The following is a 13,316-nucleotide window of genomic DNA, read 5'->3' as shown; positions in this document are numbered from 1 at the left end:
ATGATCGGTCCGGTGTTAATCAGTGACACTGCGCCGCAGCGTTAATAATGTTGGTGTTATCTTTCTCTTGCATCAGGGCGTAATCGGCGACGCAATGCTCGCTCCCCTCCTTGCCCCAGGAAACGAAAAGGCGTCCGTGCTGCGGCAGTCCGGTGAGATACACCACGCCGTCGTTACCGACGATAAATTCACTGCTCTTATCTTCCGTGGTAACCGTTGCGCCGAAGGGTAGCGGTTTGTCTTTCCAGGCCAGCGTCATTAAGACGCGGTTGCCCACGCGTGTATCGAAGCTGGCACGAACTATCGCGCCGCGTGTTGGTGTAACCGTCTGCGAGGCGTGCGTCACGTCGGCATCTTCTGGCAGTGTCTCCGTGTCCAGCGAAATTGGGGTGTGACGCCACGGAGTGACAAACGGCACCAGCGTATAGCCGCGATAGTCCGTTTCCACGCCCGTCTGGTTGGCAACGTGTGTGCCATGCGTGCCCGGCGCTTTAATCAGCACCACGGTTTCTCCCAGGGTCTGACCGAAGGTGATGCCGTCAGAGTGGGCGACAATGCCGCCCTGGATCCCGGCGTTCACGGTGTGCTGATGGCTGTCCTGGCTTACGCCGCCGTGCACTTCACCGTAGGTGCCTTTGTAATCCGCATTCATACTGGTGGCGGTGTTGTTATTGGCGCTGTCCAGCCCCTGCTGCACGTTCCAGCTCAGCTTGTCTCCCTCCAGCGCGGTACCATTCAGCCCCAGGTTGTGGGTGGTGCCGTCTTTACTGTTGTTCAGGCTGTAGTTTGCCCAGGTGTTAGGCAGCCAGCGGTCGAGTGGAACCGACACGTTGAGGCCGATTTGTCGGTCATAGCTGATGGATTTACCGTCCTCGTCCGTGTCGTTGCTGTTTTTATTGACGCTGTAGCTCAGGCTATAGCTCACGCCGTGCCAGCTGTTGTTGTAGTTAACGCTCAGGGAGGTCATATCCTGACTCTGGCTCCAGTAACGCTCTTTCACCAGGCTTAGCGTCACCGAACCCCACTTGTCGCCCAGGGTCTGGTCGATGGTGGCCTCCGCCCGCGAGCGGCGCTGCTGTGGAGCGGACCAGTCGTTTGCACTGGTCCAGGACTCCATGGTGTCCTGCAGGGTATAAAACCCTTTGCTGTTGTAGCGATAACCCGCCAGCGAAAAGTTAGTGCCGGTCGCGGTAAAATTTTTGCTGTAGCGCAGACGAAGGGATTGCCCTTTGCTGGTTTTGCGCTTTTTCAGTAACGCTTTGGCGCGGGTAACGTCCAGGGAGAACGCTCCGAGATCGCCAAAGTTTTTCCCTGCACCGAGCGCGGCGGAGTGGTAATGCGAACTTTGTTGCGTACCGCCGTAAACGGTGACGCCGTGTGACAGGCCATAGATGGCGCTGCCCTGGGCGAAAGGGGTCTTCTCAACCTCTTTATCGTATGAACGGTAGCGCCCCGCAGCGACGCTGTACTTCAGGTGTTTTTCCCGCTGCAGCACCGGCACGGAGGCAAACGGCACCACGAAATGACTCTCGCTGCCGTCGGTCTCTTTTACCGTGACGTTCAGATCGCCGCTGCTGCCGGTAGGGTAAAGATCGTTAATCTCAAACGCGCCCGGGGCGACGGTGTTTTGGTAGATAACGTAGCCATTCTGGCGAACCACCACCTGGGCGTTACTGTGCGCCGTACCGCGTACCACCGGGGCATACCCGCGCTCGCTGTCCGGCAGCATGTCGCTTTCGGTAGCCAGCTGTGCGCCAGTGTAAGAGACACTGTCGAAAACGTCGGCCTGGGTGCTGCTCTGTCCCACGGTCAGCTCGCTCTTCAGCCCCACGATATCGCGCTGGGCATAGGTGTAGACCGTGTTCAGCTTGCCGTCGTCCTGACCGCCATCCGAATTGTGGTTCCAGGTACTGTAATTACGCACGCGCCAGGCACCAATGTTAAAACCGGGACGCAGGTTAATAAACTGGCTGCTGTTGTCCGCTTCTCCTTGTTGGCGAGCGCGGCTTTGGCTGGCGTTAACGCTATAGTTCAGGATGCCCGCGGTGATCCCTTCGTCATACTCTTTCGGGTCGATGTAGCCGCGAGGCACCTGGCCCAGAGCCGACTGGGGAATACTCAGCAGTAGTTGCTGGTTTTTGATGCGGAAAGTTGCCGAGGCCGAAGGAATGGCGCTGAGGTCCGCGCATTCCCCTTTTGCCGCCAGCGTTGGATAATCTTTGGTTTTGATGCCCAGACGCGTTAATTCATCCAGACTCAGGCAAGGCTGCAGGGAATCTTCTCCCTGAGCATCTTTTTGTAATGTAAAAAGGACGTCACGGGTGTCGATTTTATTGTTATTGACGAACACCGTGACCTGATATTTACCTGGCGCCTGACCGGGACCTTTTTCATAAACAGAGAGATCGGTCTTTGCCTGCTCTGGATTATCAATATCCAGCAGGGCAGGGTTAAAATAATCATCAGCGTGGGCCTGCAGCGCGCAGCATGTCACCGCTATTCCACAAAAAGTGGGCAGCATTTCACGCAGTCGACGTAATAGCGGCTTATTTGTGCTGTACATGATTATTCAGGCGTCAACAGAGTATTAACGAACGGATGCAGACCAGGTTTTACTGATGCTTCCGTAATCGGTAATGACCGACCAGCTTACGGTGTTACCGCGCATATTTACCGGAAGAGCAAAGCGGGTAGAGGTATTTGGCACAGCCCAGGTCGCTTTTGCCACTTTTTGGCCGTTCAGCGTAACGCTCTGGAAATTCATATAGAAAGGCGTGGGATTGTTTACCACCAGATCATTGCCTTCGCGGTGCCATTCCAGTTTGTCAGCAACTGCTTCGGGTTTACCTTTAATCGATGCAGGGCGATACAGCAATTTAATACGGGTATTAATGGCTATTTGTAATGTATTAATGCCCTCTTCATGGCTTGAAGAAGGAATGGCTTTAATATTTAACCAGTACAACGACTCGCGGTCTTCTGGCATATTTCCGCCGGTGCGGACCACACGCAACACGTTATCTTCTTTAGCGTTCAGACGGAACAGCGGTGGAGTAATCAGAAATGGCGCTTTACCGCCTTTTTTCAAACCGGTATCCACCCAGGACTGTACCAGATAGTTAATCTCATCCGGATTGGAAATCCCAATCGAAGACTCTTTTTTCTCTCCCTGATAAACCAGTCGGGTGCCATTAATAATCACACCTGCATGGGCTGTTACTGCGGTCAGTAAAAGTGCGCTTAATAAATAACTGTGTCGCATAAATCTGTCTCAATGAAAGAGGAAATATTAGCCTTCGCGTGAAGACGAATATCTCCTCATTGAACGTATCAGTTATAAATCACTGTAAAAGTAGAGACTGAGTTAGCCTGGCCGGCAGTGATCGATGCCTGAGTCTGAATATAACGCGCGCCAAACTCCAGATTATTTACCGTCGTTCCAGCAGCTAAAGGGTACTGCTTGGAAGGCGTATATAAACTGACAGGCTGTTCGGAAGAATCAACCAGCTGAATCGCCACGCCAGCTGCAGTCGTCGCACCCGGGGTCAAGGACAGCGTGGTGTTATTGTCCGCATCTGGCGTACCACCGAAATTAATGGCTGCAGACGTGACCGTTTCCGGGCAGTCTTTTAACTGAATATCAAATTTCGTTAAGGTGCTGGTAGAGCCTACACCTGTAAATGTTGTTTTGGATACTTTGCCCAGAGCAACATTCAGCGGACTGCTTAAGCCGTTAACGACCTGACAGGCGGAATCGATAATTTCACCTGTGAAGTTAATTTGCCCTTCACCGGTGGATGCTGCGAACGAAGATGCAGAGCATCCCAGAGCGGCAGCAATGAATAAACCTAAAGTGACTTTTTTCATATTTAAACCTGTATGTTTCTCCTTTCGACATCTGCATCCCGCATTATTCGAAGTTATGTCTCAACTACTCACCGCTGGTTATTTAATCAGAAAACTCGGGTCGGGAAAGGTCCTGCGCGGCTTCCAAATAATTCAATTAATTCTTGCAAAATAATTTTTCTCAATAAAACAATTAATTATAAAAATCAGCAGGGCGGCCAAAAAAACTAACGGCGGAGTCATTATCAGGGCTATATTGTTGATAACCTGCTGTAAGGAGAAATGTCGTGGATTATCGTAAAATTATCAAAGAGGTAGGGCGTGGGAAGCATCATGCCCGCGACCTGGACCATGAAACTGCTCGCGCGCTTTACACCCGTATGCTTAACGGCGAGGTTCCGGAGCTTGAGTTGGGCGGTATCCTTATTGCGCTGCGTATTAAAGGCGAAGGTGAAGCGGAGATGCATGGCTTCTATGAAGCCATGCAGGCACAAACGCTGCGCTTAACGCCGCCGGTGGCAAAACCTATGCCGATCGTGATCCCGAGCTACAACGGTGCGCGCAAGCAGGCAAATTTAACTCCGCTGCTCGCTATCTTATTACACAAGCTGGGATTCCCGGTGGTGGTGCACGGCGTAAGCGAAGATCCCACCCGCGTGCTGACGGAGACCATTTTCGGGATGTTGGGGATTGAACCAACGCGTCATGCCGGTCAGGCGCAGGCTAAGCTGGATGGCCACCAGCCTGTTTATATCCCGGTCGGCACGCTCTGCCCGCCGCTGGAGAAGCAGCTTGATATGCGCTGGCGCATGGGCGTGCGCAACAGCGCGCATACGCTGGCAAAACTGGCCACGCCGTTTGGCGAAGATGCCGCCCTGCGTCTCTCCAGCGTCTCGCACCCGGAATACGTGGCACGCGTGGGGCAATTCTTTGAGGCAATTGGCGCAAGGGCGCTGTTGATGCACGGCACGGAAGGCGAGGTTTATGCGAACCCGCAGCGCTGCCCGCAGATCATGCTGATTGATTCTTCAGGTACGCGCGCCATTCTTGAGCGTGGGGAAGAGAATACCGGTGTGATATTGCCTGAGGCAAAAGATCCCCATACTACAGCCCACTGGATTGAGCAGTGCCTTGCCGGAAATGTTCCTGTTCCGCATTCGATTAAGCTGCAAATGGCCTGCTGTTTGCTGGCAACCGGCGAAGTGGAATCTGTCCAGGCCGGGCTTGAACGTGTGGCGCAGGCGTTTTAGACAAAAAAAAGCCCGTCCAGTGGCGGACGGGCAAGCAAGGGTAACAACAACAGGGTCAATGAAGGTGGAGCAGCTCACCAGAGGGTATGGCGAGGGGACAGCATTCATTCAGTCGATTACTTGTAGATAACCGCGGTACCGCTCAGCTTGTTATTACCGTTAGCGGAAGTAATGGTGTATCCACTTGCACCAGCAGCAGCGGCTTTTTCAGCCAGTTTGGCTTCCAGGCCGTCCAGCGTGGTGGCGCCATCAGCACTGACCACACCGACTTTATTCATGTTCTGTGCCTGAGCAGAAGAGACAGGCTCGACAGCAAAAGCGCCGAAAGACAGAGCGGACAGGGCAACAGCAGCTACAGCATATTTGATGGTTTTCATAATTAATCTCTCGCAGGTGTTTCTGTTAAGGGGACGATGTTCCGTCGATGTGATAAGTATCACGGTTTTTCTCGAGAGATAAAATCGAAGAGAATTGACGTGGTTGCTCAAAAAAATTGAATGACAAATAACTTATTGAATATTAATAAATTCAAAGCACCGCTTTACACTTCTTGTGGATACGCTTTACAGACGCGAAATGAAGGGCACATTTTGCTACGCGGTTCGCTAAAAATCGTGAGCGTAAAGCTAAGGGCCGGCACGGTTAACTTAGGTAAAGGAAAGTCAACGTAGCTGGCTGTCTTTTGAACCTCTGCGATTATATCCCGAGTGCGATGAGTTTTTCGAATCTTTATGCTGCTGGCAGGTAATGCAAAGCCTTACTCCGGGAATGGCTTTTCGGCGCGCTTCCGGAATGGGGTCTCCGCATTCTTCACATTCAGTTAGGCTTTCGCCGCGCGGAATTTCACCGCGGGCACGCGCAACCGCATCTTCAATAGTACTGTTGATCTGTTCGTTAACAGCGTCGTCATTTGCCCAGCCGGAAGCCATAGCGCCCTCCTGAAATCGGTTTAAGGTATACGTTCACTATGGGGTTGAAAAATGAACAATCAAGGCGAAGGGAGAAGAGAACTGCACCCGTTGGGCAGATGCAGTCTTATGGAAGAGAAAGATTATTTATAGATGGTCGCGGTGCCGTACATATGGTTGTCTCCGCCAGCGGAGTTCACCACGAATCCTTTTGCACCCTCCTGGCGGGCTTTTTCAGCAAGTTTAGCCTGTAGATCGTCAAGGTTACTGGCGCGGCTAACCGAAACGGTGCCCGCAGGACGAAGCTGGCTGGTGTCGGTACTCTGGGTCAGCGACTGAACGGCCATGGCAGAAAATGACGCGGTCGTCAGGGCGGCTGCGATAACAGCAAGGGTCAGGTACTTTTTCATAATCACATCCTCATGAGGAAACAACAGGTGATTCCCCTTAAGTTTAGAAGCCTGACGAGTGTGACTTAGCGCAAATATTTGATGATGATCTGCTTATTTTTTGAACGATATAAGTTGACAATTCGCTGACGGATCATAGACATAAAGGTGCTTGATTTATGGCGAGTTTCTAAGCGCCGCAGAGAAAGATTTACCGTTGAGCCAGCACAGGGTATCTTACGCCGCTGTTTAAAGGAGAATGCCATGACTGCCCAAAAGCCGGGATTACACCCGCGAAATCGCCACCGCAGCCGCTACGACATGAACGCGTTATGCCTGAGCTGCCCGCCGCTGCAGGACTACCTTGTTCAGACCCCAGCGGGTGAGCCCTCGGTCAACTTTGCTGACCCGCAGGCGGTGAAAATGCTGAACAAAGCCCTGCTGGCGCATTTTTACGGTGTGGCTCAATGGGATATTCCGGAAGGCTTTCTCTGTCCACCCGTACCGGGCCGGGCTGATTACATTCACCACCTTGCTGACCTTCTTGCCGAAGGTAATGAGGGTGTTGTTCCACAGCAGGCCACCATTCTGGATATTGGCACCGGGGCAAACCTGATTTACCCGCTGATTGGCGCGCATGAATACCAGTGGCGCTTTACCGGAAGTGAAATCGGTGACGAGGCCTTTGCCAGCGCCCAGGCGATTATCAACGCTAACCCGGGATTAAGCCGCGCCATTCGCCTGCGTCGACAGAAAGATACGGCTTCGATCTTCAACGGCATTATTCACAAAAACGAAAGCTATGACGCCACGATGTGCAATCCACCTTTCCATGATTCGGCGGCATCGGCCCGTGCGGGCAGCGAGCGCAAGCGCCGCAACCTGGGTCAGGCTGAGGATGCCGCGCTGAATTTCGGTGGTCAGCAGCAGGAGCTCTGGTGTGAAGGGGGCGAAGTGGCGTTTATCCTGCGCATGATTGCGGAAAGCAAACAGTTTGGGCGTCAGGTGAAGTGGTTCACGACGCTGGTATCCCGCGGAGATAACCTGCCGCCACTTTACCGCGCCCTGACCGAGGCGGGCGCCGTAAAAGTGGTGAAAAAAGAGATGGCGCAGGGTCAGAAGCAAAGCCGCTTTATCGCCTGGTCGTTTATGGACAATAACAAACGTCGCAAATAGCACTCCGTCGTAGGCCGGGTAAGGCGAAGCCGCCACCCGGCAACCAGGCTACAGCGTCGGCTCCTGCGGAGGGAGCGGCGATGCGGGCGGCGGCAATACCTGATACGTCTGCACGGGCATCCGCACGTTCGCCAGATCGAAGTGTTTTTTCACCATGCTGTCGAGGGCAAAGCGCACCGTCCACTGCTTCAGCGGCTGGGTGGTGAACGACACGCGCAGGGTAAACGCCGTGTTCGTCAGCCCGACAATGCCGGCAAATGACGGCTCGCCAATCACCAGTCCGCGAATATCCTCCATCTGCATCAGCTCTTCTACCGCATCGCGCAGCGCCTGTTTCGCTTTATCGGCATCCTCATGACGATCCACATCGTAGTTCGCCACCACGGAACCAATGCCGCGCACAAAGTTGGCGAAGGTGGTTATCGAGGACCAGGGAATGATGTGGTACGCCCCGGTGTCCTGGCGCACGCCAACTGAACGGATGGACATCCTCTCAACGGTGCCGGTTAACGGCCCGATGGTTACCAGATCGCCCGTGTTCATCCCGTTCTCAAACTGGATAAAGATGCCGGTAATAATATCCTTCACCAGCGTTTGCGACCCGAAGGAGATCGCCAGGCCCAGGGCACCGGCACCGGCCAGCAGCGGGGCGATATTCACCCCGATTTCCGACAGCACAATCATGATGGTGATGGTACTGATAATGACCGCCAGCGCGTTACGGAACAACGTTAACAGCGTTCTTGCCCGCGCGCTGGGCAGAGGCCTGCCGTGAATATCCGATACCAGACGGTTCTCGATGAGGCTCGCCAGCAGCGTCCAGCCGACGGCAGAGAAGAACAAAATCAACGCGATGCGAATCAGGATGTCGACCGTTTTCTCACCCGCACCGTTGTGCAGCCAGTTCCAGAAATCAAACAGGCTCCAGGCATTCAGGAGCAGCATGATCGCCACGCAGACGGTGAGGATGCGCGCCACCTTCAGCGATACCGACATCCAGCCGTTTACCCGTTTTTGCAGTTCCGGGTAATTACGCTGTACCTGCGGCGACAGGGTGATGGTTTTCGAGATCCATCGCGAGAGCAGCCCCGACACAAACGCCGCGATCCCGATAATGGCCAGGCTTTTGAACGTCGCCCCCATCATAAATTTCAGGCTATTGCCTGGGTCGAACAGCGAGAAGAAGCACAATACGATGAAGTAGGCGCTTGCCAGCCAGTGCCACACCAGGGCGAAAGCGCGGATAAAGAGACTAAAGAACGAAAGGGAGCGATCGGCCAGATTCAGCAGGCTTTGGGTAATGGTTTTTTTATTGTGGAAGATAAGATACAGCGACCAGACGGTAATGCAGATCATGATAATGACGTTTGCCAGCGCGCCAAACTGGACGTTTACCTGGTTGGAGATGATCGGCACGGCAACCAGCAGACCGTAGCCAATCAGCCCGCTGAGCACGCTCAGACGCAGCGCCCAGTACCTGGCGCTCGCATCGCGAATTGAGAAGGGACGTAGCTCCGGTACGTGCGGACAAAAGAGTAACCGCAGCAGCGCCTTAAAGAACTCGATCAGGGCAAAGGCATTCAGGAAAAGCGACTGCTGAAATGCGATGGTTTTATTGCCCGCGTTCAGCCTGTCGGCGAGCATCTGGCCTAAAAACAGCGTCAAGGCCAGCAGCAGTAAATCGATGATAAACGCTGAGGCGATCATCAGCGGCAGGTGCAGCCAGCTGCTTTTATGCTGATTCTTCCTTCGTCCCCATTGTCCCATTTTGCGGTACAGCGGCCACGCGCACAGGCGCACCAGCCAGTAAAAAAGAAATACCGCACCGGCCAGCATCAGGAACTGCGTGGCGGCGGCGGTAAACGTGTGTGGGTTAAACGGCTTATGCGGTGATCCAATCAGGTTGCGGTAGAGCTGAGCAAAGCGCGAGGAGAGGGCTTCCCCATAGTGGCGGCTTACGTCGGTGACATTTTCCAGCACCGTTTTTTGCTCCTCAACCTGGGGAGGGGTGATAGCAGGCACCGGCTCCTGCGGCGGCGTGGCGGCCACTTTCCTCAGCTGGCTGATGAGTTCCTGCCGGGAAGTGTCGTTCTCAAGGACGTCGGCGAGGGCGCTGTAGGCGGCTTTTTTCTGTTCGACATCCGGTTCCGGCGGGGGAGTATTTTGCTGGCTGGCGGTTGTTCCGGTGGTCACGCCGGGGATCGCGACGGCGAACGATGGCGCACTAAACAGGCTAATCAACAGCAACAGGATCCACGGCACGGCGTCCTCCGGTGAAAATGTCGAACAAAATGATAAGTATAGAAGTCGGGACGCGGAGGGGGATTTTTGGGAACAATCTGGCGTAAAAAAGCCGGGCATGCCCGGCTTACGTGTAAAGCGATAGGTCAGGATACGTGCTGCAGGAACTCCTGCAAACGCTGACTCGGCGGGTTTGCAATCAATTCCTGCGGGTTACCGTCTTCCGCGATACGGCCTTTATCAATAAAGATCAGGCGGGACGCCACTTTCTCAGCGAAGCCGATTTCGTGGGTCACGATAACCATCGTCATCCCTTCTTCCGCCAGATCCTGCATGACTTTCAGCACCTCGTGGCGCAGCTCCGGGTCGAGTGCGGACGTAGGCTCATCAAACAGCATCATTTTCGGTTTGACCGCCAGGGCGCGGGCAATCGCCACGCGCTGCTGTTGACCACCGGACAGCTCGGAAGGGTAGTGGTGCGCGCGTTCAGCCAGGCCGACTTTCGCCAGCAGGTCTTTTGCCAGCGCTTCCGCCGCCGCTTTGTTGGCACCGCGCACGCGCAGTGGGCCAAACATCACGTTCTCCAGCGCCGTCAGGTGCGGGAACAGGTAGAACTGCTGGAACACCATGCCCGCTTCCTGACGAATCAAGCGCTCGTCGACTTTCGGGTCGTTCACCTTCAGGCCGTCGACGATCAGATCGCCGCTGGTGATCTCTTCCAGCTTGTTGATGCAGCGCAGCAGGGTGGATTTACCGGAGCCGGATGGCCCAATAATCACCACCACTTCACCCTGTTTAATGTTCAGATCGATATTGTGCAGCACCTGGGTTGGGCCAAAGTGCTTGGAAACGTTTTTAAATTCAATCACAGGATTTTCATCCTTCTTTCAAGACGACGCAGAACGAAGCTCAGAACCAGAGTAATGATCAGGTAGACAACGGCTACCGCACTCCAGATTTCCAGCGCGCGGAAGTTGCCAGCAATGATCTCCTGACCCTGACGGGTCAGCTCGGCCACGCCGATAACAATGAACAGCGACGTATCTTTAATGCTGATGATCCACTGGTTGCCGAGCGGTGGCAGCATTCGACGCAGCGCCAGCGGCAGAATAACGTGGCGGATCGTTTCGCGACGAGAAAGACCTAACGCCAGACCGGCTTCACTGAAACCTTTATGAATCGACAGCACCGCACCGCGGGTGATTTCCGCAATATAGGCACCTGAGTTGATCATAATGGTGACGACGGCTGCGCTGAACGGGTCGATGCGCAGGTCGGTGAATGCCATTGGCAGGGCGAAGTAGATGAACATGACCTGCACGACAATAGGTGTGCCGCGGATCACTTCGATGAAAACCAGTGCGATGTGGTTTGCGATCCAGCCGCCGTAGGTGCGAGCGAAACCGGCGACAAGACCGATAATCAACCCACCAACCAGACCCAGGACCGAAATCCACAGAGTCATTTTAGCGCCTTCAAGCAAGATAGGAATGGCAGGCCAGATGGCGCTCCAGTCAAACTGCATGATAATTTCCTGTTACTGTTACCGTGTTTCAAAAATAGCAGGGGCGAAAGGTCGCCCCCGAGTGAACGTCATTTTTACGTCTTATTATTTAGGCTCGGTACCGAACCATTTTTTGTAGATTTCGTTATAGGTGCCGTTCTCTTTCAGCGTTTTCAACGCGCCGTTAACTTTCGTGCGCAGGTCGTCGCTGCCTTTCGGGAACGCGATACCATACTGCTGTGCTTCCAGAGACTCGCCAACGGCTTTGAACTTACCGTTACCGGCTGTTTTGATGAAGTACAGGATGTTAGGCGTGTCGTGAAGAACCGCGTCAGCACGGTTGGTGCCGAGTTCCATGTACGCGTTGTCGATGTTCGGGAACTGGCGCAGGTCTTTGGTTTTGATATTTGCTTTCGCGTAATCAACAGAACCGGTGCCGCTCTTCACCGCAACCACTTTGCCGTCGAGATCTTTCACGCTTTTTACGTCGTTATTATCGGCTTTGACCATGACCAGCAGGCCGCTTTTGTAGTAGCCGTCAGAGAAGTCGATCGCTTTTTTACGTTCATCGGTAATGGTGATACCTGCCAGCGCCAGATCAACGTTCTTGGTTTGCAGTGCCGGGATAATGCCGCTGAAGTCCATAGGCTTCAGGGTGTAATCCAGTTTGAGTTCTTTTGCGATAGCGGCCCACAGATCCACATCAAAACCAACGTATTTATCACCCTGTTTGAATTCAAACGGAACGAACGCCGTGTCGGTCGCCACAACCAGTTTGTCGGCAGCCTGAGAGGACACTGCAAAAGCCAGGGTAAGTGCAGCCAGTGAAACTTTTAATACAGACTTCATAGCATTTCCTTTTATATCCACGGGGCGATCCCCTGCGAGAACAGCTGGGACAATGAAAAAATCGTGCCAACTTTACAAGCTATTGTTTTGCAAAGGGGATGATGTCATGCATTGCACAATTAATGGGGCAATGAGGTTTTATTGCACCAAAGTGGAGCACTGTTTTGGTGCGCTTCGTTTGGCTCAACTGACGGGGAGATATTTAGCGTAAATTCTGACGAAAAAACAATCTTCCGTTAACGGTTGTGTGAGGTGATTATTACAATTTTTTCACTTTTGCACTGTCTCAGGCAAAAAACGTGCACCATAGATGTGCAAAACCCTCACCGGAAGGCGAGGGTTGGATAGAAATTTCGTATGAATTATTCGATGTTAGATTCGATGAACCACAGGAATTGATCCAGGTCGCGGGACGCGGCGGTAAAGATATCTGCAGTATCTTCATCTTTGGCTTCGCCAATCGCTTTGCGCACATCGTTTGCCACAATCGCGTAGCGGTCCGCCAGCTCTTTCAGGTGATCCTGAACGGTATGGATATCGAGCGGATAACTCTTCAGAGGCGTTTTGCTGTTGATCACCTGCGTGGTGCCCAGCGCCACGCCGCCCAGCTGAACGGCACGCTCAGCCATCGTATCGAGGTGGGTAACCAGTGCTGTGCGGAAGCCATCCAGCATTTCATGAACGGCAATAAAGTTTGCACCGCGCATATTCCAGTGGGCCTGTTTGGTGATCAGCGAAAGATCGATGAACTGGATCACCTGGCGATTCAGCAACTCAATGGTCGCTTTTTTGTCGCTGTCCGGTACATCGTTACGGGTATAAAGCAGATTAGACGCTTTCGTTTTCACCAGTTTAGCGGTACTCATAATCTCATATCCTCTTGATGTTTATGTCCCAGGTAATTACGGAACTAAGTATAGCACCGGATTTTTTCTCTGCGGTTTGGCTGTGCCTATCGGTTTAATAGTGAGAAGGAGGTTGATAATTTAATCTATTGAAAATGTTGAGTAATTTTTAAATTGATACAGATCAATCTTAATTTCTGGATGGGGACGCAAACGTAGAGGGATATTTCGAAAATAGCGCAAAGTGTGTAAGAAATTATAACGTCTGCATTTCTGGCCTTTATTCTGCATGGCGTGGAAGCCATGCA

General features: G+C 53.1%; 13 protein-coding genes. 2 read left to right on the top strand and 11 right to left on the bottom strand.

What is annotated here, in order from left to right:
• Positions 1–19: 19 nt before the first annotated feature.
• From UR504_RS04990 to UR504_RS04980, 3 genes are all read right to left on the bottom strand, one after another.
• A complete protein-coding gene (locus UR504_RS04990; RefSeq protein WP_115874552.1) occupies positions 20–2,563 on the bottom strand; it encodes a fimbria/pilus outer membrane usher protein in 2,544 nt (847 codons plus the stop codon).
• A gap of 24 nt (positions 2,564–2,587) precedes the next feature.
• Complete coding sequence (locus tag UR504_RS04985) at positions 2,588–3,262, bottom strand: molecular chaperone (RefSeq protein ID WP_320739404.1); 675 nt, start codon at positions 3,260–3,262, stop codon at positions 2,588–2,590.
• Between the two features lie 68 nt (positions 3,263–3,330).
• Positions 3,331–3,867 (bottom strand): fimbrial protein, encoded by a 537-nt coding sequence (locus tag UR504_RS04980; protein WP_302234592.1) that lies wholly within the window; start codon positions 3,865–3,867, stop codon positions 3,331–3,333.
• Between the two features lie 266 nt (positions 3,868–4,133).
• Here UR504_RS04980 and ybiB point away from each other — a divergent pair, with 266 nt between their 5' ends.
• On the top strand, positions 4,134–5,096 hold the full coding sequence (gene ybiB / locus UR504_RS04975) for a DNA-binding protein YbiB (protein WP_248173092.1): 963 nt from the start codon (positions 4,134–4,136) through the stop codon (positions 5,094–5,096).
• A gap of 116 nt (positions 5,097–5,212) precedes the next feature.
• Here ybiB and ybiJ read toward each other — a convergent pair whose 3' ends face one another.
• The 3 genes from ybiJ to mcbA form a co-directional block, all read right to left on the bottom strand.
• Positions 5,213–5,473, bottom strand: coding sequence for a DUF1471 family protein YbiJ (gene ybiJ, locus UR504_RS04970; RefSeq protein ID WP_013097471.1), 261 nt, complete (start codon positions 5,471–5,473; stop codon positions 5,213–5,215).
• Positions 5,474–5,758: 285 nt separating this feature from the next.
• Entirely contained in the window at positions 5,759–6,025 is a 267-nt protein-coding gene (locus UR504_RS04965; protein ID WP_115874557.1) for a DksA/TraR family C4-type zinc finger protein, read from the bottom strand.
• A 122-nt stretch (positions 6,026–6,147) separates the two neighbouring features.
• Positions 6,148–6,414: a DUF1471 family periplasmic protein McbA gene (gene mcbA / locus UR504_RS04960; RefSeq protein ID WP_111963837.1), complete on the bottom strand. Its 267-nt coding sequence runs from the start codon at positions 6,412–6,414 to the stop codon at positions 6,148–6,150.
• Between the two features lie 243 nt (positions 6,415–6,657).
• Here mcbA and rlmF point away from each other — a divergent pair, with 243 nt between their 5' ends.
• A complete protein-coding gene (gene rlmF, locus UR504_RS04955; protein ID WP_164850618.1) occupies positions 6,658–7,569 on the top strand; it encodes a 23S rRNA (adenine(1618)-N(6))-methyltransferase RlmF in 912 nt (303 codons plus the stop codon).
• 48 nt (positions 7,570–7,617) lie between these two features.
• Here the strand turns inward: rlmF and ybiO are convergent, their stop codons facing one another.
• The 5 genes from ybiO to dps all read right to left on the bottom strand — a co-directional run bounded on the left by ybiO (position 7,618) and on the right by dps (position 13,029).
• Entirely contained in the window at positions 7,618–9,831 is a 2,214-nt protein-coding gene (gene ybiO / locus UR504_RS04950) for a mechanosensitive channel protein (RefSeq protein WP_115874559.1), read from the bottom strand.
• Between the two features lie 125 nt (positions 9,832–9,956).
• Entirely contained in the window at positions 9,957–10,679 is a 723-nt protein-coding gene (gene glnQ / locus UR504_RS04945; RefSeq protein WP_028012446.1) for a glutamine ABC transporter ATP-binding protein GlnQ, read from the bottom strand.
• A complete protein-coding gene (gene glnP, locus UR504_RS04940; protein WP_014169254.1) occupies positions 10,676–11,335 on the bottom strand; it encodes a glutamine ABC transporter permease GlnP in 660 nt (219 codons plus the stop codon). Before glnP ends, glnQ begins: the two co-directional genes overlap by 4 nt.
• Positions 11,336–11,419: 84 nt before the next feature.
• Positions 11,420–12,163 (bottom strand): glutamine ABC transporter substrate-binding protein GlnH, encoded by a 744-nt coding sequence (gene glnH / locus UR504_RS04935; RefSeq protein WP_013097464.1) that lies wholly within the window; start codon positions 12,161–12,163, stop codon positions 11,420–11,422.
• A gap of 362 nt (positions 12,164–12,525) precedes the next feature.
• Positions 12,526–13,029, bottom strand: coding sequence for a DNA starvation/stationary phase protection protein Dps (dps, locus tag UR504_RS04930; protein WP_063408106.1), 504 nt, complete (start codon positions 13,027–13,029; stop codon positions 12,526–12,528).
• Positions 13,030–13,316 lie beyond the last annotated feature (287 nt).

Origin of the sequence: Enterobacter sp. 241F3 (genome assembly GCF_034106785.1) — a bacterium.
GTDB classification, from domain to species: Bacteria; Pseudomonadota; Gammaproteobacteria; order Enterobacterales; family Enterobacteriaceae; genus Enterobacter; species Enterobacter vonholyi.
The sequence above is the reverse complement of the archived record's forward strand: the minus strand, read 5'-3'. Positions and strand labels throughout refer to the sequence as shown.

Excerpts from the sequence above, each read along its gene's own strand:
- ybiJ (WP_013097471.1), bottom strand. The coding sequence starts at position 5,473 with ATGAAAACCATCAAATATGCTGTAGCTGCTGTTGCCCTGTCCGCTCTG.
- glnP (WP_014169254.1), bottom strand. The coding sequence starts at position 11,335 with ATGCAGTTTGACTGGAGCGCCATCTGGCCTGCCATTCCTATCTTGCTT.
- UR504_RS04990 (WP_115874552.1), bottom strand. The coding sequence starts at position 2,563 with ATGTACAGCACAAATAAGCCGCTATTACGTCGACTGCGTGAAATGCTG.
- glnH (WP_013097464.1), bottom strand. The coding sequence starts at position 12,163 with ATGAAGTCTGTATTAAAAGTTTCACTGGCTGCACTTACCCTGGCTTTT.
- dps (WP_063408106.1), bottom strand. The coding sequence starts at position 13,029 with ATGAGTACCGCTAAACTGGTGAAAACGAAAGCGTCTAATCTGCTTTAT.
- mcbA (WP_111963837.1), bottom strand. The coding sequence starts at position 6,414 with ATGAAAAAGTACCTGACCCTTGCTGTTATCGCAGCCGCCCTGACGACC.
- UR504_RS04980 (WP_302234592.1), bottom strand. The coding sequence starts at position 3,867 with ATGAAAAAAGTCACTTTAGGTTTATTCATTGCTGCCGCTCTGGGATGC.
- UR504_RS04965 (WP_115874557.1), bottom strand. The coding sequence starts at position 6,025 with ATGGCTTCCGGCTGGGCAAATGACGACGCTGTTAACGAACAGATCAAC.
- UR504_RS04985 (WP_320739404.1), bottom strand. The coding sequence starts at position 3,262 with ATGCGACACAGTTATTTATTAAGCGCACTTTTACTGACCGCAGTAACA.
- rlmF (WP_164850618.1), top strand. The coding sequence starts at position 6,658 with ATGACTGCCCAAAAGCCGGGATTACACCCGCGAAATCGCCACCGCAGC.